At 30.9% G+C, this 24,514-nt stretch carries 20 protein-coding genes; 3 read left to right on the forward strand and 17 right to left on the reverse strand.

Features of this window, described 5'->3' with window-relative positions; all coding sequences use genetic code 11:
• Positions 1 to 12: 12 nt before the first annotated feature.
• From WC223_04720 to WC223_04735, 4 genes are all read right to left on the reverse strand, one after another.
• Entirely contained in the window at positions 13 to 1,332 is a 1,320-nt protein-coding gene (locus tag WC223_04720) for an MFS transporter (GenBank protein MFA6923539.1), read from the reverse strand.
• A 261-nt stretch (positions 1,333 to 1,593) separates the two neighbouring features.
• Positions 1,594 to 2,160 (reverse strand): SPASM domain-containing protein, encoded by a 567-nt coding sequence (locus WC223_04725; protein ID MFA6923540.1) that lies wholly within the window; start codon positions 2,158 to 2,160, stop codon positions 1,594 to 1,596.
• 60 nt (positions 2,161 to 2,220) lie between these two features.
• Entirely contained in the window at positions 2,221 to 2,595 is a 375-nt protein-coding gene (locus WC223_04730) for a hypothetical protein (GenBank protein MFA6923541.1), read from the reverse strand.
• Between the two features lie 12 nt (positions 2,596 to 2,607).
• Positions 2,608 to 2,928, reverse strand: a complete 321-nt coding sequence (locus WC223_04735; GenBank protein ID MFA6923542.1) for a septum formation initiator family protein — start codon at positions 2,926 to 2,928, stop codon at positions 2,608 to 2,610.
• Positions 2,929 to 3,292: 364 nt separating this feature from the next.
• On the opposite strand from WC223_04735, the gene gpmI reads away from it, so the two are divergent.
• Entirely contained in the window at positions 3,293 to 4,813 is a 1,521-nt protein-coding gene (gene gpmI / locus WC223_04740; GenBank protein ID MFA6923543.1) for a 2,3-bisphosphoglycerate-independent phosphoglycerate mutase, read from the forward strand.
• Positions 4,814 to 4,968: 155 nt separating this feature from the next.
• On the opposite strand, the gene WC223_04745 is transcribed toward gpmI, so the two are convergent.
• The 11 genes from WC223_04745 to WC223_04795 form a co-directional block, all read right to left on the reverse strand.
• Positions 4,969 to 5,700: a 2-phosphosulfolactate phosphatase gene (locus WC223_04745; protein MFA6923544.1), complete on the reverse strand. Its 732-nt coding sequence runs from the start codon at positions 5,698 to 5,700 to the stop codon at positions 4,969 to 4,971.
• 79 nt (positions 5,701 to 5,779) lie between these two features.
• On the reverse strand, positions 5,780 to 6,868 hold the full coding sequence (gcvT, locus tag WC223_04750; protein ID MFA6923545.1) for a glycine cleavage system aminomethyltransferase GcvT: 1,089 nt from the start codon (positions 6,866 to 6,868) through the stop codon (positions 5,780 to 5,782).
• Between the two features lie 205 nt (positions 6,869 to 7,073).
• Entirely contained in the window at positions 7,074 to 8,372 is a 1,299-nt protein-coding gene (locus tag WC223_04755) for an SLC13 family permease (protein ID MFA6923546.1), read from the reverse strand.
• 107 nt (positions 8,373 to 8,479) lie between these two features.
• The gene (locus WC223_04760) at positions 8,480 to 9,811 is read right to left on the reverse strand and encodes a hypothetical protein (protein ID MFA6923547.1); all 1,332 of its coding nucleotides are present in this window, start codon (positions 9,809 to 9,811) and stop codon (positions 8,480 to 8,482) included.
• A gap of 234 nt (positions 9,812 to 10,045) precedes the next feature.
• The gene (locus WC223_04765) at positions 10,046 to 11,212 is read right to left on the reverse strand and encodes a phospholipase D-like domain-containing protein (GenBank protein ID MFA6923548.1); all 1,167 of its coding nucleotides are present in this window, start codon (positions 11,210 to 11,212) and stop codon (positions 10,046 to 10,048) included.
• 110 nt (positions 11,213 to 11,322) lie between these two features.
• Complete coding sequence (locus tag WC223_04770; protein MFA6923549.1) at positions 11,323 to 12,513, reverse strand: GlmU family protein; 1,191 nt, start codon at positions 12,511 to 12,513, stop codon at positions 11,323 to 11,325.
• Between the two features lie 77 nt (positions 12,514 to 12,590).
• A complete protein-coding gene (queG, locus tag WC223_04775; GenBank protein MFA6923550.1) occupies positions 12,591 to 13,505 on the reverse strand; it encodes a tRNA epoxyqueuosine(34) reductase QueG in 915 nt (304 codons plus the stop codon).
• A gap of 77 nt (positions 13,506 to 13,582) precedes the next feature.
• Positions 13,583 to 14,491, reverse strand: a complete 909-nt coding sequence (locus tag WC223_04780; protein ID MFA6923551.1) for an LD-carboxypeptidase — start codon at positions 14,489 to 14,491, stop codon at positions 13,583 to 13,585.
• Between the two features lie 122 nt (positions 14,492 to 14,613).
• Entirely contained in the window at positions 14,614 to 15,018 is a 405-nt protein-coding gene (gene mce / locus WC223_04785; GenBank protein ID MFA6923552.1) for a methylmalonyl-CoA epimerase, read from the reverse strand.
• Between the two features lie 77 nt (positions 15,019 to 15,095).
• Complete coding sequence (locus WC223_04790) at positions 15,096 to 16,103, reverse strand: MlaD family protein (GenBank protein MFA6923553.1); 1,008 nt, start codon at positions 16,101 to 16,103, stop codon at positions 15,096 to 15,098.
• Between the two features lie 56 nt (positions 16,104 to 16,159).
• On the reverse strand, positions 16,160 to 17,503 hold the full coding sequence (locus WC223_04795) for an N-acetylmuramoyl-L-alanine amidase (GenBank protein ID MFA6923554.1): 1,344 nt from the start codon (positions 17,501 to 17,503) through the stop codon (positions 16,160 to 16,162).
• Between the two features lie 73 nt (positions 17,504 to 17,576).
• Here WC223_04795 and WC223_04800 point away from each other — a divergent pair, with 73 nt between their 5' ends.
• Positions 17,577 to 20,162 (forward strand): putative LPS assembly protein LptD, encoded by a 2,586-nt coding sequence (locus WC223_04800; GenBank protein MFA6923555.1) that lies wholly within the window; start codon positions 17,577 to 17,579, stop codon positions 20,160 to 20,162.
• Between the two features lie 163 nt (positions 20,163 to 20,325).
• The gene (locus WC223_04805; GenBank protein ID MFA6923556.1) at positions 20,326 to 22,131 is read left to right on the forward strand and encodes a hypothetical protein; all 1,806 of its coding nucleotides are present in this window, start codon (positions 20,326 to 20,328) and stop codon (positions 22,129 to 22,131) included.
• A gap of 50 nt (positions 22,132 to 22,181) precedes the next feature.
• Here the strand turns inward: WC223_04805 and WC223_04810 are convergent, their stop codons facing one another.
• Complete coding sequence (locus WC223_04810) at positions 22,182 to 23,132, reverse strand: UDP-3-O-(3-hydroxymyristoyl)glucosamine N-acyltransferase (GenBank protein MFA6923557.1); 951 nt, start codon at positions 23,130 to 23,132, stop codon at positions 22,182 to 22,184.
• Between the two features lie 151 nt (positions 23,133 to 23,283).
• Entirely contained in the window at positions 23,284 to 24,360 is a 1,077-nt protein-coding gene (locus WC223_04815) for an LptF/LptG family permease (protein ID MFA6923558.1), read from the reverse strand.
• Positions 24,361 to 24,514 lie beyond the last annotated feature (154 nt).

Consider the following 24,514-nt stretch of genomic DNA (forward strand, 5'->3'; position numbering starts at 1 on the left):
AATTAGAATTATTTAGCTCATAACTTGTAATACATTCTGGTCTTCCTTTGAAATATTACATTTGGTGTTTGGGTATTTCTTATATGACCTGAACATTATAATAATTGCAACTACTAAAAATCCTGCTCCGGCAATAAAAGTTCCGGAGAAACCAACCCAACGATAAAAAATCACACCTACAAAAGGAGCAAATATTGAACGATACCCGGTAAGTGTCATGTGAATTGACTGATAGTTGGCAACATCTTTATTTTTACAAAAATAAGCGGAGCCGATATTCCATAAAAGCGACATGGTTGCTGCAAATATTCCATTAAATAAAACAAATAACAACATAAAAAAATAAAGTTTTAATCCCATAAATTCAAAATAATAAGGAAATTGTTCGGTAAAAACCAAACATAATAAATACATCATAATTGAGGCAAATGTTATTACACCAAACTTTCTGGGGTCAATTTTACCTATTAGTTTTCCAAAAAAAGGAAGCATGATAATTGCTAAAATATTATAAGAATTTTTATAAAATGCCACGCTTGAATAATTAAGATTTAATCCTTTTTCAAAAAATATAGTCATAATACTTATTGTTCCCATAAAAGCAAATCCATAATACATAAATCCTATTTCAAAATGACGATATGCTATATTCTTTTTTATTATCTGATTCATATTTAAAAATGATTTTTTTATTGCATCGAGGAGTTTTATCTTTTCAGTATTTTCAATGCTTTCAATGAAATTTATCTTAGATAATAAATAAATAGAAAATATGCTTAATAATGCTACTAAAGGGAAAATATAAGTAAAAGCATAATGGTCAAAATCGAGCAATAAGCCATAAATAAAAGTAATTACCAACATTACAACTTTATTTGCAGAAGTAGCAAAACTGTACAATCTCCCAAAATTTTCATGTTTGTAATTAACTTTTAAAAAAAGATTTATTATCGGGTTAAATATAGGTAGTGATAAGTAATAAATAAAGAAAATTGTCAGGAAAACAAAATGCAAATAAGAATTGGCAATAGTTTCAATTTCTGAATGAGGAAAGAAAAATAAAAAAGCAAGAGGTACCCGGCTCATAACAGCAACTTGCCGAAGTAATTTCTTTTTATTTTTTATATGTTTAACAAATTCGTTGAAAATAATGGTAACAACATAAACCACAGAACTGAAAAGGAATAAAATACTAAGTTGAATGTCGTTTCCTTTTAAACTTTTTACAAAAACAAATTCATTTAAAGCCAATACGCCTAAAATAACTCCGTCAATAATTGAATAAATTAAATGCAGATTAAATGTGTTTTTTTCTTCAGGCGATAATTCCATTTTTTTTATCCCAAACATAAATATTTCCTGAGTAATTAGTACTTAAAATTAAAAAACTTCAGTTGCAATAAACATTCTGAACTTTAGGCACTAATTATTGATATTTCATGTGCTTAAATTTTGTAAGTAATCAAAATTTCTTCTGTTAATTTGCTGTTGTATTTATTTAAATACTATGTTTGCAAACTAATTTTACCGCAGATTATCGTTGAAATAAATTCTGCGAATATCAGCGTAATCTGCGGGAAATAAAAAATTTAATTACTCTGTACAATTTTTACATATAGAAATTATATCTCTGTGTGATAGATTTTTTTTTCTAAATTTTTTGTAAAATTTATCATTTAAAATTTCATTAAAAGTATTTTTTTTCAAATCACCCAATTTGTATTCCGCATTTTTGTCAAAGCAACAAGGAACAACCTTTCCGTCGTAAGTTATAACAGGGTTTGTCCATAAACGGAAGCATTTATTTTTAAGTTTATTTTTAATAATATACTTTTCTCCAACTTTTCTGTACCTCGAATATTTTTTATTTGAAGGAATTAAAATATTTCCATTCTCAAAATCGTAAATTTGTGCCGATTTAAGTTCAAATTTGTTTACTTTAAGCTTTTTAGCTAATTTTTTAATTTCAGTTAACTCGTTTTCATTATGTCTGAAAACAAGAAATTGCAAAACAATGAAAGGATTTTTTCTTTTTAGTTCACTTTTAGTTTTTACAATATTTTCAACTCCTTCAATAACTTTATCAAATGAACCGCCGCTGCGGTAAGCTGAATAGGATTCCTGCGTTGTTCCGTCAAGAGAAATAATAAGTTTATCCAAACCCGAATCTATTGTTTTAAGTGCATTTTCTTTTGATAAAAAATGTCCGTTTGTTGAATCTTATACAAACATTTTTTTATCAGAAGCGTATTTTATTAATTCAAAAAAACGGGGATGAAGGTACGGCTCTCCTTGAAAATAAAGAGTAAGATAAATTGTTTTTTTATAAATTTCGTCAATTATTTTTTTATACAAATTAAAATCAATGTATCCTTTTTCTCTTGTAAGTAAACCTGAACCACTTGGACATTCGGAACATTTTAAATTGCAATAATTTGTAGGTTCAATTGTAATGCTTATTGGGAAACCAATATTTACGGACTTTTTAAAAACAGAAGAAATAAAAAAAGAAAATATATTTTTAGTTAAATTAAAAAATCTTTGAATGGATAATTTTGAATAGTAACTTGCAAATTCGTTTAAAAAATCTTTCAATCTTTCAATTTTTTAATCATTTAATACTGTCGTCTTTTTTTGTTTAACAATAACAAATATCTCCTCATTTTCTTTTTTCATAAGATATTTTTCGCGGGCAAATTTTTCAAGTATTTTATTATTTGTTGTGAGACCTTCAATTTCTTCTTTGCTTTTTTTAATTTCATCGGAATAATATTTTTTATCTTTTTGCAATTGATTCAATTCCGATTTTAACCTATATTGAATTATCATATTATTCTTGTCAAAAATTCCTACCCATGAAAGGAAAATAACCACAGCAATAACATATTTATTAATAAAAACTGATAATATTTTTTTGAAAACCTTCATGGTTAATTTTTGTTGTAATTTGTTTTTTTATAATACAAATGTACATTTTTTATAAATTACAAAGCATTATGTAACCCGAAAAATGAATAAATAATCTAAATAAAGAAAAATGAATGCGTTCTAAGAACAGAAGTAAGATGTATGAAGTATGAAAAAATCTACTTTTGGCTTTTATAACTTTGTTTTTTGTCTATTTATTACCTATACATAATAATGCATTTTTATTAACAAATGCTACTTTATCTTACTTTATACATCATACTTCATTTATCGTCATTCTTGCGACTCAATACTTGCGACTTTTGTCTAAATATTGTTATTGAGCCGTATTTATTTTATTTTTGCATCATGCAAAATAAATAAAATGGGAAAAGACAAAAAAGTTATTTTAATAATTATGGATGGATGGGGAATTGGTGATGGAACAAAATCCGATGTTATCACCGGTGCCAACACTCCTTTTATTAAAAATCTTATTAATGAACCTCATGCAAAACTTTTATGTTCCGGTGAAGATGTTGGTTTGCCAGAAGGACAAATGGGAAATTCGGAAGTAGGGCATCTTAATATCGGTGCAGGAAGAGTTGTTTATCAGGATTTGGTTAAAATAAATTTAGCAATAGGAGACAGCTCAATATCTTCAAATCCTGTGCTTATAAATGCTTTCAAGTATGCAAAAGAAAATAATAAAGCTGTTCATTTTTTGGGTTTGATTTCCGATGGCGGTGTTCATTCTCTTTCAACGCACTTAATGAAACTGTGTGATATTGCGACTGAATGGGATTTAAAAAATGTTTTTGTTCATTGCTGCACAGATGGAAGAGATACCGACCCTAAAAGTGGTTTGGGTTATATTAAAGAATTAAAAGAACATCTGAAAAAAACAACCGCAAGAATTGCTTCGCTTACCGGCAGATATTATACAATGGACAGAGATAAACGCTGGGAAAGAGTTAAGCAAGGATATGACTTACTGGTTCATGGCAAAGGAAAACAAACCACCGATATTTTAAAAGCAATTGAAGAATCGTATAATGAAGGTGTAACCGATGAATTTATTAAACCTATTGTAGTAGTTAATGATGACGGAAATCCACTCGGAACAATAAAAGAAGATGATGTATTTATTTGTTTTAATTTCAGAACCGACAGGTTGAGAGAAATAACAACAGTTTTGACACAAAAAGAAATGCCCGATTTTGAAATGCACACTATTCCTTTGCAATATTTAACAATGACAAGATACGACGAATCGTTTAAAAATGTAAATATAATTTTCGATAAAGATGATGTTAAAAATACCCTTGGTGAGATGATTTCAAAAGCCGGAAAGAAACAAATCCGCATTGCCGAAACCGAAAAATATCCGCATGTTACATTTTTCTTTTCAGGCGGAAGAGAAGAACCGTTTGAAGGTGAAAGCAGAATTTTAATTCAATCACCCAAAGTTGCAACTTATGATATGAAGCCCGAAATGAGCGCTTATGAAGTTAAAGATGCAATTGTAAAAGAATTGAAAAAAGCAGAAGCTGATTTTGTGTGCCTTAACTTTGCAAATGCCGATATGGTTGGTCATACTGGTATTTATCCGGCAATAATACAAGCCCTCGAAGCAGTTGATAAATGTGTTGCTGAAACTATTACTACTGCAAGAGCAAATGGTTATTCGGTAATATTAACTGCTGACCACGGAAATGCTGACCTTGCTTTAAATGCTGATGGTTCGCCAAATACAGCTCATTCAAATAATCCTGTTCCAATATATTTGCTTGATGATGATTACAAAAAAATAAATGACGGAAAATTGTGCAATATTGCACCAACTATTCTAAAGCTTATGAATATTGATATTCCGAAGGATATGACAGGAAAAATTTTAATTTGAAATAAACTAGACCTAACAGGTCTTGGATACCTCTGTTAGGTTTAATACCAATAAATTATTTTTTCAAAAAACTTAAAAAAATTATTTAAATGCAAAACCCCGCAATGGTTTAAACCATTGCGGGATTCGATAAAAAAATCCTTTGAAGCTTGCAACTATAATTTCACTAATTTATCGCCATCCAAAACCGGAATTATGTCGGTAACATCTTTTGTAAAGCAATACTCGATAACATTGTCGAGACCGAGTTTTCTGAGGCGTTCTCTGTGTGCAAATTTCTGAACGTAACCTATTAAATCTTTTTTTGCAACGTTCCATAAATCAAGCGAAGCCATTGCAGAATCGCAATTCAGTTTTAAATTAAATTTTTTATTACTTAATAAATTTTCAATAACAGCACCCGCAAATATTGTATCTTCAAGGTTAAATCTGTTTTTCCAACCGGCACAAAGAATTGTTATGTTTTCATTTTCTTCAACCAGCCAATTACAAAGGGAAGTAATATTTAAAAAAGAACCGATTGCAACTTTTTTACAATCTTTCGCCAACTCAATTGCCTGCGTACCGTTAGTTGTAGTAACTACAAAAATTTTATCATTTACATTTTCTTTGCTGAAATTAAAAGGAGAATTGCCAAAGTCAGCTCCTTCAAGAACAATTCCGTCTCTTTCGCCTGCAACAAGATATCCCTTTTCCTTATATTTTTTTGCCTCTTCAATTGTAGCAACCGGAATAATGTGTTTTACGCCATTTGCAAATGCAGTGCAAATTGCAGTAGTTGCTCTAAGAATATCAACAATCACAACAATGCTGTTTCTTTTCTTATGAAGATTAAATAATAAAGGAGTGAAGCTAACTTCAATTGTTCTTTCCGAATGATTCACCATAAAATTCATAGAAAATGTTTGTCGTTTGTAGTTTGTGGTTTGTAGTTTTTTAACAACAAACGACAAACTACGAACATATTTATTTCTTATAGAAAGGCAGTTTTACAACCTTTGCTTTCATAGCTTTATCGCGGATATTAATAAATATTTCTGTTCCTTCTTTTGCAAAAGCCGAATTAACATATCCCATGCCAACTCCTATTTTTAACGAAGGTGCCATTGTGCCCGATGTAACATGTCCGATTTTATTTCCGCTTCCATCAGCAATTTCGTATTCGTGTCGAGGTATTGCTTTTTCGAGCATTTCAAAGCCCACAAGTTTTTTTGTAACGCCTTCGGTTTTTTGTTTTAATAATAATTCTTTATCAGTAAAATTTTTACCGTCAACAAATTTTGTTATCCAACTCAAACCTGCTTCAATTGGCGAAGTTGTATCATCAATATCATTTCCGTATAAACAAAAACCCATTTCCAAACGAAGTGTATCTCTTGCTCCCAAGCCAATTGATTTTATTCCGAATTCTCTTCCTGCTTCGAAAATTGCCTTATAAACCTTTTCGCCGTCTTTATTATCCATATATAATTCAAATCCGCCAGAGCCGGTATAACCTGTTGCAGAAATAATCATATCTTTTACACCTGCAAGTTCACCTTTTACAAAAGAATAATATTCAACTTTACTTAAATCAACATTTGTTAATTTTTGAAGAACATTGATTGCTTTGGGTCCTTGCACTGCCAACTGTGCAATTTCATCAGATGCATTATATAAAACAGCTCCGAATGAATTTTGTGAATTAAGCCAGTTCCAATCCTTTTCAATATTAGATGCATTCACAACAAGTAAATAAGTTTCATTGTTAATTTTGTAAACCAATAAATCATCTACTATTCCGCCTTTTCCATTCGGCAAACAAGAATATTGTGCTTTGCCGTCAATTAATTTTGAAGCATCGTTGGTTGTAACTTTTTGAATAAAATCAAGTGCTTTAGGTCCTTTAACCCATATTTCGCCCATGTGAGAAACATCAAAAACGCCTACTCCTTTTCTCACTGTTTCATGTTCTATATTTATACCTTCAAATTGCACCGGCATCAAATAACCTGCAAAAGGAACCATCTTAGCTCCCAATGATTCGTGCATGCTTGTAAATGCTGTTCTTTTCATTGTTGTATTTTATTAAATTACTAATTCAGTTAATTGAAACAAATTTATAAATAATTTTATATTTCAAATAAAATAATGGGGAAAAGTTTAGGAAGAATTGTAAAAATAGTTGTCGGTTGTTAGTTGTTGTTTAATTGCCAAATTGTTTAATTGTTATATTGCTAATATCATTGATGAAATCTTTTTTCTAATGACTTACGACTTACTACTTTTGACTTTTATTTTTCGCTTTCTCGGCTACAATGCACTTTTCTGCTTTGCAATTTATTGCAGGTTTAGCATGTTTTTTGTTGCTTGAAGGTTCCCATCCTAATAGTAAATACAACGCAAAAAACCCCAATATATAAGCTACAATTACATGCCATCCTTTTTTTATCCATTCAATTACATTTCGTGCTTCAGGGAATTCGTTAGTAATAGCAACGCCTGCAGATGAACCGAACCAGAGCATTGAACCTCCGAAACCAACGGTATATGCCAACATTCCCCAATCGAAATGACCTTGCTCCAAACAAAGTTTTGTTAATGGTATGTTGTCAAAAACTGCCGAAGCAAAACCCATGATAAAAGCACTTACCCATGAAGCACCGGGAAGTGTTTCAATAGGCATTAATGAAGCGCAGGTTACAAGACATAAAAGAAATATCGTTCCTTTGATTGCATTTGATATTTCATTCCATGGTATTTTTGTAAAAGTTATTCCAGTTAAAATTGCCGCCCATACTCCTACTGCAGGCATATCAAACAAAACATTACCGAATATTGCTCCTGCTAAAATAAAAATTATTATTGTTATTTTTTTCCAATCAATATTATGTCTTTCTTTAAATCTATGTCTTATGTGTTGATATTTGTGTTGCTGATGAGAAGCGAACCATCCAAAAAAAAGCATGGCGACAATTGCTGCAACGTAAGCATGAAACACATTAAATGCACTTACTCCGTCAATCCACATCATTGTTGTTGTTGTATCACCCAAAACACTGCCGGCGCCGCCAGCATTACTTGCAGCAACAATAGCGGCTATGTAACCAACATGTACTTTGTTATTAAAAACAACTAAAGCAATTGCTCCACCTATCATTGCTGCGGCAATGTTGTCAAGGAATGCAGATAAAATAAATACAAAAACTAAAAGTATAAATGGTGCTTTCCAGTCGGAAGGTAAAAATTTAGTAATAAGTTCGGGCATACCCGAATCTCTGAATATTCTTGCCAGAACAGCAAAACCAAGCAGTAAGCCAAATAAATTCAACAATATTGACCATTCTCCCTGTCGTAGTTCTTTATTTGTTAATTGTTGAAAAAAAGAATAATCTTTACCAAAGAAATGTTCGAATGTGTTGAATCCGTTGTCAAAAATCAGTTTATAAATTAAAATAACCGATAAGCCAATTAATGCAACCCAAAAAGTTTTATTATGGAAAACCGCTACTCCAATTAATATCAAAGCGAATAAAATGAATTCAATTCTGATATTTAAAATTGATAAAAGAAAATCCATAAAAAGAAAATTATTATTTTTGCAAATTTAGGGAAATAGCATTTATAAAAAATGAAAAGTGTTAAACTTACGCTTAACACTTTTCAAGATAAAACTTTATCTGGGAATTAAAAATTATATATAAAAGCCAGCAATCCTCTTGTATTTGCAACTGCTTTATTATTTGTTGAGCTTCCTTTTTTATCACCATTAGCAGTGCCGTACATTGCAAAAGTATATTCACCTTCAAGAGCAATACTCAATTTTCCTGATATGAATACAACTCTCGGAGAAACTCTGTACAAATAATCAATGTTGGAACCTCTGGAATAATTTGTGCCTTTAACAGAATCAGCAGCTCCCATATTTTTTGTATAACCGGCAAAAAGTCCGACTTGAATTTTCTTTCCATTTGTCTGAACTTCGCCCCACACAGAGCCAGTATTAATGTTTGTATATTCACACTTACCTGTTGCTGCATCCGTAGCTTTTTCTACAGCATAGCCACCGAGCATTGTAAGGTCATAAGCATTCTGAGCATAAACTCCTTCAATTTTTATAGTAACTGGTTTAAATTTTAATTTCATAAAAGCAATTGCAGATATGCTTGCTATTGATTCATCAACTTTGTATTTTGCAGTAACGGCATTAACATGAGTAACTTTCCATGTAACAGTATCAACAATATCTTTAGCGGGAGTTATTGTAACTTCGCCGTATAATCTTGGTACGAATACTTTATAATCAACACCTATTCCGAAAACATGCTCTGTTGAATCGGGTTTGAATTGAATCTGAAAATGACCATCAGGCATTCCTGAATTTCTCAGATATTTTGTGCTGACACCATCGGGACCTGTTCCCTGAAAATCTCTTTCAGAGTATGCACAAAATATTAAACTAAGCTGACCTAATTTTTGTGTTAAACGTAACTGCGGATTTCTTGAAAATGGCTGAAATGGAGCACCGGTATTAAATGATATCACTGCGGGAAATGATTCGACGATAAACATAGGGTTCCAGTATTGTCCTGCCAGTAATTCTGTAGTTTTCCAATTCATTTTAACAAAAGCATGGCGTAATCTAAATCCATTAACATCGTCGAGACCTGAGCCGGAATTTCCAAAAAAATCGGCTTCAACAACTCCCGATGTTTTTGCACCAAATGCATTTGGACCTGTTATTGCACCTTTCAATCTTGATTGAATGGAAAGCATATTAAAATTTGGTTTTTCATTTATATCCTTTTTATTTGCATCAAGTAAAATGTTATCGGGATATAATAAAAAATGACCTTCACGTATATTTATTGTTTGTCTCGTGTCATAAAAAACATCAGTTTTTACGAAGCCGGAAAAATTAATTCCGAACTTCGGAGCTTCATCTTTTTTATCTTGAGCATTAACAATTAAAGGTAACATGACTAAAATTGTCAGAGATTTTAAAATTAATTTTTTCATAATATTTTTTTAAATTAGTTAAATAACTGTTTTTTGCTTGTTTTTCATTTTATTGCTTACCATAGAGTAGTACAATAGTTATTAAAAATATTAATCCTGAAAATTATTTTTTGCAAATATATAATATAATTAATAGTGAGTAATAAATATTTTTTTTGTATTTTGTAGTTGATATACATAAATAATAAGTGAAGCTATTTCATAAGCACCAAGGTTGGCTGAAATAGGTTAATATTATCTCTTTTTCTTCGGGCTGGTTGTGAGTAAAACAGCAAGCACCATCATAAACCTGAGAGAATGGTAAGACAACCAAAGTTTGAACTGGTTAAGATGGTTTTTTTTCTTTTCATACTCATCTTTTACAACTTCAATACATCCGGTTTCAATTATTTCGTCAATTTTCTTATTAAAGTCGGTAGAAAATTGTTCATTATAAACATTGAGATTTAATTCCAGACTGCCGTATACGCTCAGGTAATTAAGGTTAAACGAGCCAATTGTAGTCCATATATTATCTATTATTGCAACTTTACCGTGAACAACTGAATCCTTCCATTCATAAATTTTTATTTTATTTCTAAAAAGCCAGTCATATAAAAATCTTTGAGCATATAAGCTTAATTTAACATCTGATGTTCTTGATAAAATTATTCTTGTTGACACACTTCTTTCAGCAGCTCTTTTAAGAATTTTTCTGAATTGTCTGCCGGGTAAAAAATATGCGCCTACTATTGTTATTGATTCTTTTGAATGTTTAATGGCATTTTTATATCCGGATGAAATATTATTTTTATTCATAAACCAGTCATTCTCACTGAACTTTACAAGGTATATATTTGTATTATCCTTATTTTCGTTAAAGTGGAAATGTTTTCTTTTCACTCTTCTCGACCATATATACTTACATATTTGACGTGCATCCTCTGCAACATTTCCTTTTACTTTTACTGCAAAATCGAGCCAACCTTTTCCTTTCGGTGTGTCGCGGTATTTATCGGCAATATTAATTCCGCCGATAAAAGCTATTTTCGAATCAATCTCAACGAGTTTATGATGCATTCTTCTGCCGAAACTCATTCTTTTAAATGACAACAAAGGAGAAAAAAATCGCATTTTAATTCCGTAAGTTTTCATTTCGGCTACAACTTCATCGGGAAATGCTTTTGAACCAAAAGCATCCAGCAAAACAAAAACTTTAACTCCACGTTCTGTGGCTTTTATTAATGCATCAACAATACGCTTACCTGTGGCGTCATAATCAAACAAATAAAACTGTAGATTGATTGTGGAACTGGCTTTATTTATGGCATCTTCGAGCTGCTCGTAAAAATCATTACCGCTGATTATCAAAGATAACTCTTCGGCTGTATTATATTTATTCAAATATTTCCAGCGTATCATTTTTAATAATATTTAATTGAGTTTCAGAGATAATTTTTTTAAAAATATAAATCAAACTGAAGTAAGATGTACGAAGTATGAATTGCAAGAGCTTTAAACTTTAAACTCTTTTACAAGTCCCTGTATAATTGTGTTTGTTTATATATGTTTGCAAATATTTCTTTATCAGTTTTGCTGAAAACAATATTTCTTCTTTGGCAAACTCTTTCTGCAACTTCAATTGCTTTATCTAAATCAAAATTTGTTAATTGACTTGCTCCGCCCCACGAAAACGAAGGCAGAAAAGTACGCGGAAATCCCGAACCAAAAATATTTGCACTTGTTCCCACAACAGTACCTGTATTAAACATGGTATTTATTCCACACTTTGAATGGTCGCCCATAAATAAACCGCAAAACTGAAGTCCTGTGTCAACAAATGTTTTTCGGGGATAATTCCAGAGTTTCACATTTCCGTAATTATTTTTCAGATTTGAGTTATTCGAATTGGCGCCAATATTGCACCATTCGCCAATTACCGAATTACCGAGAAATCCATCGTGTGCTTTATTTGAATAACCGAATATTACCGAATTTACAATTTCTCCACCTGCTTTTGAATGCGGACCTATGGTAGTTGGACCATAAATTTTAGCACCCATCTTAACAGTAGAATTTTCACATAGTGCAAAAGGTCCTCTGACCATGCTTCCTTCCATTACCTGAGCATTCCTGCCAATGTATATGCAACCGGTATTTGAATTTATTGTTGAGCATTCAACTTTTGCTCCTTCTTCAATAAAAATATTTTCTTTATCGCCAATAAGATTGTTTGATTTGCTAAGTTTCTGCGACTTTCTTCTTTTTGTTAAAATTTCAAAATCTGCTTTTAATGCATCGCCGTTTTTAGTAAATATATCCCACAGGTTATTTATTCTGAATATATTTTCATCAATATTTATTTTTTCATATTTTTCAAAATCCTCAACATTGAATTTTTTTATATTATCACTATCAAGATGCATTGCAATTATCGCCGAATCTTTTATAAGCACCTGATTGATTTTAAGGATTTTTATTTTCTGAAGTAAATTTGCATCCGGTATTACGGAGCCATTGATTAAAATATTGTCGCTTTCTGTTTTCAACGGAAATTTAATTGAAAGATATTCTTCGGTATAACTTGATATTGGTTGTCCGATATAATTTTCCCATTTCTCGCGGATTGTCAGAATTCCGATGCGAATGTCAGCAACGGGGCGAACGAATGTAAACGGTAAAAGTTCATCCCTTACATAATCATCAAATAAAATAAAATTCATAATAAAATAAAATTAGTATTGGCTAAAATATAAAAAAACTCAATAACTCAAAAGAAAAATATTTTTTTTCTTGTATCTTACGACTCTTTTAGATTTTCAACAAATTTTTCATATTTTATTCTCTCAATTGCAGAGCCCTTAAAGATTTTCATAAACTCTTCTTTTGTCAGCGTTTGCCAATCTTTTCTTGTAAAAGTTTTAATTTCAGGAAATATATCAAAAGATTTTTCTTTTGTTGGTACTGAAAATTTATTCCACGGACAAACATCCTGACAAATATCGCAACCCAAAATCCAACCATTCATCTTGTCTCGAAATTCTTCGGGAATATTATTTTTAAGTTCAATTGTTAGATAAGAAATACATTTTCGCGCATCCAGAATGTATGATTTCACAAGGGCTTTCGTGGGACATGCTTCAATACATTTGTTGCAGCTTCCACAAAGATTTTTTGCGGGTTTATCATAATCAAGTTTCAAATCAATTATTAATTCTCCTATAAAATGAAATGAACCGGATGTTTTATTTATCAAGATAGTGTTTTTTCCTCTCCAGCCAAGTCCTGCCTTTTCGGCTAATGCTTTTTCGAGAACCGGAGCAGAGCCAACAAATATTCTGCCATTTGTTTTGCAAATATTTTTATTTATGAATTCCCATAATTTTAATAATTTATTTTTAACTACATCGTGATAACCTTTACCCATCGCGTACTTTGCGATTTTGTATGAATTTTTAAAATTATTTTTTTCTTTCGGAAAGTAATTTTGTAAAACAACAACTACTGATTTGGCTTTTTCGACAAGCAATGCAGGATTTAATCTTTTATCAATATTATTCTGCATATACAACATTTCGCCATTAAAACCGGCTTTTAGCCAATTATCTAATTTTTCTTTTTCTTCTTTTAAATATTCAGCTTTAGTAATTCCGCAAAATGAAAACCCAAGACGTTTTGCTTCTGATTTGATTGCTTTTGTATATTCTGATTTCATTTTTTTTCGATGTAGAAGGTATTAAGTATGAGGTATGAAATTTGAAATTGACTTTTTCTTTCTTCATACCTCGTGCATCATACTTCAAATTTCAAAGTAATAATGTTTTCAGAAACATCCAATTTTACTTTCCTTCCCATGAACAAAGCTCTGTTGTCTTCTATATGTCCGGCGGGAAAATCAAAACAAACGGGATAATTAAATTCAGCAACAGTTTCGGAAATAATTTCGTATGCAGTTTTACCGAAGGGAATTGTATTGTCTTTCATTTCTGTCATTCCGCCGACAATTAATCCGGCAATATTTTCGAGCTTTCCACTTCTTTTCAAATTCATGAACATTCTGTCAATATGATAAAGATATTCATCCAAATCTTCTATAAATAAAATTTTATTATTTGTGTCAATATCTGAAATGCTGCCATTTAAACTATAAAGAACAGATAAATTTCCACCTGTAAGAACTCCTTCGGCTTTTCCTTTTTTGTTTAATTTATTTTCAGGAATTTGATATGAAATATTTTCTCCGAATAATGCTTTTTGCATTGTAATGAAAGAATTATTTTCATTCCATTTTTCGGGCATATTCAAAAGCATTGCTGCATGCAATGTTTCGATATTATAATTTTTATTTATATGTGAATGCAAAACGGTAATATCACTGAAACCCGCAACCCATTTAGGATTTTTTTTAAAATTCCTAAAATCAAGTTTATCAATTATTCTGACAGAACCATAGCCACCTCTCGCACAAATAACAGCTTTTATTGAATTGTCGTCGAGCATTTGCTGAAAATCGGAAGTTCTTTCTTCATCATTTCCTGCAAACTGATTATATTCTTTAAAAAGATTTTTCCCTAGAACAACTTCCAATTCCCAATCGTTAAACATTTTTATTGCAGGTTTTATTTCTTCGTAGGAAATTTTACGAGCTGTGGAAACTATTCCGATTTTATCTTTTGCTTTGAGGTATGGTGGTGTGAGCATTAAAAAAGTTGTTAATTGTTGGTTGTTAGAACATCAATATTTGATATTTTGTATTTTAAATTGTTGATTGCCCTTAGCTCGTAGTTTTTCTTGCGACTTACGACTTTTGTCTTATGTCTTTTTTATTTTTTTTCACACAACTCAATCAAAACTCCTGCAGTTGATTTCGGATGCAGAAACGCAATATCCAATCCCTCTGCTCCTTTTCGGGGTATTTTGTCAATAAGTTGAACATTTTTTTCTTCGGCTTCTTTTAATGAGCCATCAATATTTTCAACTGCAAAAGCAATGTGGTGAATTCCTTCTCCTTTCTTCTCAATAAACTTTGCAATTGCACTTTCAGCGTCAGTGGGTTCGAGCAATTCTATTTTTGTTTGTCCTAAAAGGAAAAAAGCGGTTTTTACTTTTTGTTCTTTTACTTCTTCGGTGGAATAACATTTTAATCCGAAAATATTTTCATAAAATTTTATTGATTCTTCCAGATTTTTTACGGCAATACCGATATGTTCAATGTAATTTGTTTTCATTGTTTCATTGTTAAATTGATAAATTAACTTTCAATAAGATTTTGACAAAAATACAACAAGAGAGGGAAAATACTTAATTATTTCTGTTTTTTTTCGGGTGGTGTATATTTATTTTTTTTGCTGCCTCCTCCGAAAACTGAAAAATGAACATAGCGCTTTGGATTGAGTCGCATGTCCTCAAACAATAAATTCAGTTCTTTTGATACCGATTTTAGATTTTTGTATAAGCTATCGTTATTTATAAGCATACCGAGAGAACCTTCGCCTTTATTTATTTTTTCAACTACTTCGTTTGTTTTTGTTAAAGTTGAGTTGACATTATTAATAGTTTTGCTTACATTAGCTTTTGTAAGCGAATCGCTGATATTGGAAAAATTATTGATTATGTTACTAATTTTCTGATTATTGTTTTTAACATTTTGACTTATTGATTCAATATTTCCGATTATCATGGCAAGACGATTACGTTGCGATGAAACTAATGTATCTACATTATAAGAAGTATGTTCCAGATTTTTTATTGCAAACATGATGCTTTCAAAGGTTTTTGATAAGTTTTCACGTGCATTTTCATTAAATACAGTTTGAATAACAGTTAAAACAGAATCTAATGAAAGCAGCATGTCTTCGGCTTTTACTTTTAGCGGAATTATTTGCTGATTTACTTCATCCTTTAAAGTAGGTTGAATAACAGAAGAAAGCGTGTCGCCGGGTAAAATATAATTTTTTGAATCACCGAGTTTTATTTCTATTGACCTTGTACCAATCAAATCGGAAGATATCTGAGCCACTGAATTTTTGGGAATTTTAAAATTGTTGCTCAAACTTATTTCAACAACAACTTTTCCGGAATTGTCGGGTTTGAGATAGATACTTTTTACCTGACCTACTTTTAACCCGTTAATAGTAACCGGGTTTGATGGTGATAATCCGGTTACCTGATTGTATACAGCATAATAAATTTTCTGCGGTTTAAAAATATCTTTACCTTTAAGAAAATTAAATCCCCAAATCAATAATGCTAATGCAATAATAATAAGAAAACCAATCTTCGCTTCTTTCTTAATAGTAAAATTTAATTCCATTTATAATATTCTTGTTAAAAACACACAAACCTAAGAAAAATTATCAAAACTCAAATCTATTTTTGCAATATTTTTTTTGCCTCTTCAAGTGTAATTCTTTCTCCATTATTAAAAGCAACTACAAATGCATCTTTGTATCCCTTATTACGTATTTCAGTCAATAATGTTTTTGTTTCTGTTATACTTTTAAATGCTCCTGTTGCATATTTATATGAGCCGCTGTTGTAATATTCATAAACATTCGGAAATTTCTTATATATCTCGCTGGTTTTGCTGAGTTTTACAGGCGAAGTTGTTAACTGTATTTTAAAAACAATTTTATTCGTTTTCGGATTTTCTTTGTGACTGTTATCTTTTACAATATTATTATTTGTAGTATTTTTGTTTTCTTTTACTTGTTTGGGTTGCTCCTTTTTTACATTCTTTTTTATTGTATCTGGTAAATTTTTAATATTCGGCTTTATCGTGTCTTTCTTGATTTCAGGATTTTTATTTATTTCAACTTTAACCGAATCATTGTTAACAACATTCTTTTCATTATTTTTTGAAATTTCATTTGCCAAAGAATCATAATTTATTTTCGGCAAATCTTTTATTTCATCCACTTCATCTTTTTTATAACTTGTATTTTCAACTTCCGATTTGTATTCCTTGAACGCACGATATATAGCTAATGCAATATATTCCTGTCCTTTTGTTGAACTCATAAATACCGCTTCATCTGGATTTGAAAGAAATCCTGTTTCAATTAGTATGCTTGGCATTGTTGTTTTAAACAATACAAGAAATCCCGCCTGCTTTACACCTCTGTCATACCTGCTTACTCTGTCTTTTAACTGCTTCTGGACTTTGGAAGCCAGCGTAAGACTTTGCTCTAAAAAAGCATTCTGATATAAAGAAAAAATAATATACCCTTCGGCTGAATTAGGGTCAAAACCATTATATTTTTTTAAATAATCATCCTCAAGCAATATTGAAGCATTTTCTTTCTGTGCAACTTCAAGATTTGCTTTACTTCTGTGGTTCCCCATCACATAAGTTTCAACTCCGAATGGCGTGGAAGAAGGATTTGCATTGCAATGTATTGAAATAAACAAATCGGCTTTGTTTTGATTTGCAATTTCTGCTCTCTGATGAAGTTCAACAAAATTATCATCTTTACGGGTATAAATCACTTCTACATCTTTGAAATTTTTTTCAATATATTTGCCGAGTTTAAGTGCAACCGATAAAGTGATAGTTTTTTCATAACATCCGTTAACAACGCATCCGGGGTCATTGCCTCCGTGACCGGCATCTATAACTACTTTTTTTATTTTAAAAATATTATTTCCAAATAAACCGGAAGAATGCAGAACGACTATTACTATAACAACAAAAAAAATAAAAATACGTTTCACTTTAATTAATTAGCTTTGTATATTGAAATAAAACTTGTTTTTTTGTAAAATAATTTTGTACAAAAATATAAAATTGCATCCAAAACATAACATATTAATTTTTTTAATATTTAATATTGCTTTTCTTTCGGCTATTGGCAATGCAATAGCTCAGGATATTTCAAAAAATCCGGTAAGAAAAAATATAGTCGCCGATACTTTGAAAAAAGACACTTCAAGTTTGATTTCCAAAGATGCTATAAAAACCGACATTGAATATACATCAAGTGATTCTATTGTGTTTGACTTATCCGAAAAAAAAGCATACCTTTTTAAAAATGCCGAAATAAATTATGAAAAAATAAACTTAAAATCGGGATATATTGAAATTAATTTTGATACTAATACCGTTTATGCAAAAGCATTAAAAGACAGCACAGGCAAAGAAAAAGAGAAACCCTTATTTACCGATGACAAAGGTGAAAGCTTTACTTCCGAAACAATGAAATATAATTTCAAAACTAAGAAAGGATTAATTAAAAATATTTTTACCGAACAGGGTGATGGATATATGCATGGGCTTACGGTTAAAAAGGATAAACAAGATGTAACATGTGTGAAAAGGGGCTCATATACAACCTGCAATCTGGAACATCCTCATTTTGCAATAGAATTTGGCAAAGCAAAAGTTATTCCCGACGATAAAATTGTTACGGGTCCCGCGTACCTCAGTGTCGAAGATGTACCGACACCACTTGCTGTTCCCTTTGGTTTTTTTCCAAATAAAAAAGGAAGAAAATCAGGAATTTTAGTTCCAGGTTATGGTGAATCGGCAACAAGAGGTTTCTTTCTTGAAAATGGAGGTTATTATTTCGGATTGAGTGATTATTTTGATGCTTCTTTGAGAGGTGATATTTATACGCGCGGAAGTTGGGGTGTAAAATTGAGTTCAAATTATAAATTACGTTATAAATTCGATGGATTGATAGATTTGAAATATGCAAACGATGTAATCGGTGATTTGGATTTGCCCGACCATGCAATTCAAAAAAACTTTTTAATAAACTGGCGTCATAATCAGGACCCGAAAGCACGCCCTTCAAGCCGGTTTTCGGCAAATGTTCAAATGGGTTCAGTAAAATATAATCGCCTGAATTCTTACAATCCGACAAATTATTTATCGAATAATTATATGTCAAACGTTTCATATAATAAAAGTTGGAAATTTGGAAATCTATCACTTGGTTTCAGCCACAGGCAGACTTTGCAAGATACCAGCATTTTTATAAGTTTTCCGGAACTTGCTTTTAACGCAAACCGATTTTATCCTTTTAAAAATAAATCACGTGTCGGTGCTGCCAGATGGTACCAATCAATCGGCGCAAGTTATATTTTAAATTCAAGAAGCGAACTAAATACAAAAGATACTTTATTATTTAAACCCGGTATTTTTTCAAAAATACAAAGTGGCATAAAACACAGCATTCCTATAAGCACTTCTTTTAAAATTTTTAAATATTTTAATTTAACACCAACATTTAATTATAATGAAAGATGGTATTTCAAAACTATACGAAAAAGATGGGTTGATACTTTAGTTAACGGTTCTGATACAATTGTGCACTTTGTTAAAACCGATACAATCGAAAAATTTAATACAGAGAGAGATTTCAATTTTTCGGCAAATCTGACAACAAAAATTTACGGAATGCTTCAATTTAAAAAGGGCTTCATTCAGGCGATAAGACATGTAATTACACCATCTGTCGGATTTTTTTATTGTCCTGATTTCGGAGCAGAAAAATGGGGATATTATAAAACCGTGAAAAGTGATATTACCGGAAACACAGAAAAATATTCAATATATGAGGGAACAATGTATGGTTCTCCACCCGCAAGCAAATCGGGAAGTGTAAATTTCAGCTTGTCAAATAATCTCGAAATGAAAGTCAGAACTCCCAAGGATACCGTTAATCCTGTGAAGAAAGTTGTATTAATTGAAAACTTTACTATTTCAAATTCTTATGACCTTGCAAAAGATTCATTGAACTGGTCGAAAATAATTATGAGCGGACATACCCGTCTTTTAAAAAATATTGATATCACTTACAGCAGTATTTGGGATCCTTATATCATTGATTCTACAGGAAAAAATCTTAACAAATTCGAATGGGATAAAAACCATCGGCTTATCCGACTTACAAATACCGATTGGAACCTCGGACTTAACTGGAACTTATCTAAAAAAACAAAAAAAGACAAAAAGAAAACAAGCAAAGAAGCAACAGCAGAAGAAATCAATAATATATACTCAAACTATGACGACTATATTGATTTTGATAACCCATGGACACTGAATCTTGCATACAACATGAGATATACTAAAACGCATATTCCAAAAGTTACACCTAAAGAAACACTTATTCAAACGTTTTCTTTCAGAGGAGATTTAAGCATAACTGAAAAATGGAAAGTAGGATTTACATCGGGATACGATTTTAAAACAAATAAATTCAGTTATACTTCAATAGATTTTTACCGCGATTTGCATTGCTGGGAATTAAAATTCAACTGGATTCCATTTGGATTTCGAAAGAGTTATTTGTTTACAATTAACGTAAAATCAAGTGTTATGCAGGATTTGAAACTCACCAAAAAACGCGACTGGCGCGATTTATAAAAATCCAGTATTTTATCTATATTTTTTTCTTTCACATAATCAGCCGCACAACCTAAAAAATACAGGTATTTTGAGAATAAAGCGGAAATAATTATTTAAATATATTATAGTATATGCAAGTAATTGATTACATTTGCATTTTCTTGTACCAAAATACATACAGATGAATTATAACAATCCCCATACTTTTCATATACCGGTAATGGGACTTGCATTCACTATTGACTCTCCGATAAAAGTTGCCCGTTTTGGAATATCTTCGGTAATTTCATTAGTTGAAGATAACCTTATTGAAAAAATGCGCAAATATTACTATGAAAAAATAAATGAAGAATACAAGCCGATTAATCGAAATGAAGACGACTATCGCGCAAGGCGAATTACAGATTATCTGAACCTCGTGAACATGATAGTTCAAAAGCAATTTGAAAAACTTAAAAATTCCCCTTTTGATAATGACTCTGAGCTGGTTCAATATTTTGAAATGCTTCCTGATAACAGCAATATAAAACAGCTTTACAATCAAATGTCATTTACTAAAGATGAAAAGCAAAAAACAGAACTTCAAAATATTTTACGAAATATTATTCACCCCGGCAGTATTGATGTTAATGTAATTTCGAAAATAGATAAAAATAATTACAATTCCGATAATACACCTATTACAAATGGCTCCGATGCATTATCGGCATTACGAGGATATGCAAAAAGCACTCTTAAAAATTCATCGGTAATATTTTCGGCAGGATTGAGCACCCGCTTATATAACTATATTGAAACATTTAATCAGTTTACTGATTTGAATAATGGACAATTTGACAAAAAAATTGCGATTAAAGTCAGTGATTATCGTTCTGCATATATTCAGGGAAGCTATCTGGCAAAGAGAGGTATATGGGTATCGGAATATCGAATCGAGTCAGGTTTAAACTGCGGCGGACATACTTTTATAACAAAAGGAAGCTTGATGGGACCGGTTCTCGAAGAATTTAAAAACAAACGGCAGGAACTTATTAATGAAATGTTCGATATATATGTTCAAGCTCTTAAACTCAAAGGAAAAGTAATACCATCAACCCCGCCCGAACTTAAAATTACCGTACAGGGAGGAATAGGAACACATAAAGAAGATAAATTTTTACATAAATATTATAATGTTAACAGCACAGGATGGGGAACTCCTTTTTTGCTTGTTCCCGAAGCAACTACTGTTGATGAAAAAACCCTGCAATTGCTTTGTGATGCAAATGAAAATGATGTTGAACATAGTATAGTTTCACCTTTGGGAATTCAATTTAATTACCTTAAAGGTGCATCAAAAGGCATAGAAAAACAAACTAATATTTCAAAAGAAAAATACGGAAATTGCTGTTCGGAACAATTACTTGTAACAAATACCGAATTTACCGAAAAGCCAATATGTATTGCTTCAAGTAAATATCAGAAACAAAAACTCAAGCAGTTGAAAACTCTTAATTTATCTGAAGAAGTATATAAGAAAAAATATAATGAAGTTGTATCAAAAGAATGTCTTTGCGTTGGACTAAGCAATTCGGCAGTTGTCAATTATAAATTAGAACCATTTGAAGATAATTCACTTGCAATTTCAATTTGTCCGGGACCTAACATTGCCTATTTTTCTAAAATTGCATCATTAAAAGAAATGGTTGACCATATTTATGGAAGAATAAATTTATTGACCGAAAAATATCGCGTTCACTTTTTTATTAAAGAGCTTAAACTATACGTTGATTATCTTGTCGAAAAATTTAATGAATCAAAAAATGATATTGATGAAAAAATAAAAAAGTTTTTACACTCATTATGCGAAACTATTCTGAAAGGAATACAATACTACAAAGGCATTATAGATAAACTTGTTCAAGTTGCCGAAACTACAAAAGAAATTATCTTGAAAGACCTGCTGTGTTTTGAAGAACAGGTAAAAGGAGTAATGGTGGCACTCTGAAGTAATCAATAAAAGTTTAGTTTAAAGTTAAATTCTGCGAAAAATCTGTGTTACTCTGCGAGATTTTTAAAATTTTTATTTTTTTCAAAAAGTTTAGGAAGTCTGCCAATATAAATCAACTCTTTCATTTTTTCATCTGCCTCCTTAACGGGAATACCGAAATATTTTGTATTCGCTTTAAGCGATTTGTGAACACCCGATTTTGCATAAACAACTGCACCTTCGCCGATAGTTAAATCCTTGCTTACGCCAACTTGTCCCCACAGAATCACATTATCTTCGATTGTTGTTACACCTGCAATTCCAACCTGTGAAGCGAGTATGCAATTTTTACCTATAATAGTATCATGTCCTATTTGTACGAGATTGTCAATTTTTGTTCCTTTGCCGATAATTGTATTTGCTGAAACACCTTTGTCAATTGTAGAGTTGGCGCCTATTTCAACATCATCTTCAATAATAACACTTCCACATGAAAGCAATTTATCGTAATTATTGGGGCGACGTTTGTAATAAAATGCATCAGCACCAATTACAACGCCGGAATGAAGAATTACATTATTTCCTATTACAACATTATCGTAAATGCAAACATTTGGATGAATTATGCAGTTGCTGCCTATTTTAATATTATTTCCAAGAAAAACACTGGGTTCAATAATTGTGTTTTTGCCTATTTTTGCGGTTCTGCTTATTTGCTTTTTGTGCTTTTCGAATTTTATAAATTTTTTAATAATATTATTGTAATCTCTGAATGGGTCATCGGAAAAGAGCAGTGCTTTTCCTTTTGGGCAATCTACTTTCTTATCAATTATTATTGTTGTTGCTTTTGAATTTAATGCTTGAGCGTAATATTTTGGATGGTCAACAAAAGTTATATCACCGGCAGAAACCATGTGTATTTCGTTAATGCCTGTAATTTTATGTTCAGGATTTCCTTCGTATTTTGCACTAATGAGTTTTGCAATTTCCTTTAATTTATAAACACGTTTGAATTTCATTTATAGTTTATTTATTTTAACGCAAAGTTAAAGAAATAAATTATAAATTTGTAATAAGGAAAAATAAATTTGCCACAGATTCTGTGATAAAAAAAACCAAAAACCTTGAACAAACTTTAAACTTTAGACCTTAAACTTTGAAACTATTTTTTTATTTCGGAGCAGTTCTCATCAGATAAAGTCCGAGTATTCCGAACATAGTATTAGGAATCCACACTGCGATTAATGCGGGAAGGTTGCTATTTGTAGCAAATGTAACAGATATCTGCATAAATAAAATATAAGCAAAACTAATTACAATTCCTGCTCCTATGTGCATTCCTATACCGCCTCTCACTTTGCGGCTTGAAAGAGAAAACCCGATGAAAGTCAATATTACTGTAGCAAACGGATAAGCAGTTCTTTTATGTTTTTCAACTTCGTAAAAAACAATTTTTTCATTTCCTTTTGCTTTTTCTTCTCTTATAAATTTATTAAGTTCATTAAAATTCATTCCGTCAAGGTCCTGAATTTTTGTTTTGAAATCCTTAGAGGTAAATTCAAAAACGGTATCAAGCCGTACGCCTTTTATTAACGACTCATTCATCCCGTTGAATTTTCGCAGAACATAATTTTCAAGTATCCAATGATTTCTTAAACTATCCCATCTTATTGTACTTGCACTTAATTTTGATTTCAAAACATTTTTTTCAATTTTTTCAATAAAAAACTGGTAACCGGTATTATTATCGCGATTAAAATTATCAAGATAAATAAATGTTCCGGGAGAAACCTGTTTATGAAAATTTATTCCATAAGATTTATTTGACCTTCTTATATATGTATCTTCAAATTTTATTCTCTTGCTGTTTGAATTGGGAATAACAAAATTCATCAGGCAAAATGAAAGTGTGCAAACACAAATTGATGAAATCAGATAAGGCAGCATGAGACGTTTAAAACTTATTCCATTACTTAATATTGCCACAATCTCGGTATTATATGCCATTCTGCCGGTAAATATAATTACGGAAATAAAAATTATCAACGGACTGAAAAGATTAATAAAATATGGAAGAAAGTTGGCATAAAAAACAAAAATTATTTCTTTTAAAGGCGCATGATTGCTGATAAAATCTTCAATATTTTCGGAAATATCAAATACAACAACTATTACCATTATAACTGATATTGCAAAAATAAAAGTGCCGAGAAATTTTTTAATAATGTATTTATCTATAATCTTCATCAATGCTTACGCTGTTTGTTTAATTTTTAAATATCCATATTTTAAGAGTTCGTTGTTTGTAGTTTTTAGTTTGTGGTTTGCAGTTAAACTATTTTTAACCTAATCAACAACAAACGACAAACATTTTAACTACAAACTTTTTAAGATTGTCCAC

The sequence above is a fragment of the Bacteroidales bacterium genome (assembly GCA_041671145.1).
Lineage (GTDB): Bacteria > Bacteroidota > Bacteroidia > Bacteroidales > JAHJDW01 > JAQUPB01.

Bases quoted from the DNA above. Each gene is read 5' to 3' on its own strand.
- WC223_04720 (MFA6923539.1), bottom strand. From the start codon at position 1,332: ATGGAATTATCGCCTGAAGAAAAAAACACATTTAATCTGCATTTAATT.
- WC223_04735 (MFA6923542.1), bottom strand. From the start codon at position 2,928: ATGAAGGTTTTCAAAAAAATATTATCAGTTTTTATTAATAAATATGTT.
- gpmI (MFA6923543.1), top strand. From the start codon at position 3,293: ATGGGAAAAGACAAAAAAGTTATTTTAATAATTATGGATGGATGGGGA.
- WC223_04745 (MFA6923544.1), bottom strand. From the start codon at position 5,700: ATGGTGAATCATTCGGAAAGAACAATTGAAGTTAGCTTCACTCCTTTA.
- gcvT (MFA6923545.1), bottom strand. From the start codon at position 6,868: ATGAAAAGAACAGCATTTACAAGCATGCACGAATCATTGGGAGCTAAG.
- WC223_04755 (MFA6923546.1), bottom strand. From the start codon at position 8,372: ATGGATTTTCTTTTATCAATTTTAAATATCAGAATTGAATTCATTTTA.
- WC223_04760 (MFA6923547.1), bottom strand. From the start codon at position 9,811: ATGAAAAAATTAATTTTAAAATCTCTGACAATTTTAGTCATGTTACCT.
- WC223_04765 (MFA6923548.1), bottom strand. From the start codon at position 11,212: ATGATACGCTGGAAATATTTGAATAAATATAATACAGCCGAAGAGTTA.
- WC223_04770 (MFA6923549.1), bottom strand. From the start codon at position 12,513: ATGAATTTTATTTTATTTGATGATTATGTAAGGGATGAACTTTTACCG.
- queG (MFA6923550.1), bottom strand. From the start codon at position 13,505: ATGAAATCAGAATATACAAAAGCAATCAAATCAGAAGCAAAACGTCTT.
- WC223_04780 (MFA6923551.1), bottom strand. From the start codon at position 14,491: ATGCTCACACCACCATACCTCAAAGCAAAAGATAAAATCGGAATAGTT.
- mce (MFA6923552.1), bottom strand. From the start codon at position 15,018: ATGAAAACAAATTACATTGAACATATCGGTATTGCCGTAAAAAATCTG.
- WC223_04790 (MFA6923553.1), bottom strand. From the start codon at position 16,103: ATGGAATTAAATTTTACTATTAAGAAAGAAGCGAAGATTGGTTTTCTT.
- WC223_04805 (MFA6923556.1), top strand. From the start codon at position 20,326: ATGAATTATAACAATCCCCATACTTTTCATATACCGGTAATGGGACTT.
- WC223_04810 (MFA6923557.1), bottom strand. From the start codon at position 23,132: ATGAAATTCAAACGTGTTTATAAATTAAAGGAAATTGCAAAACTCATT.
- WC223_04815 (MFA6923558.1), bottom strand. From the start codon at position 24,360: ATGAAGATTATAGATAAATACATTATTAAAAAATTTCTCGGCACTTTT.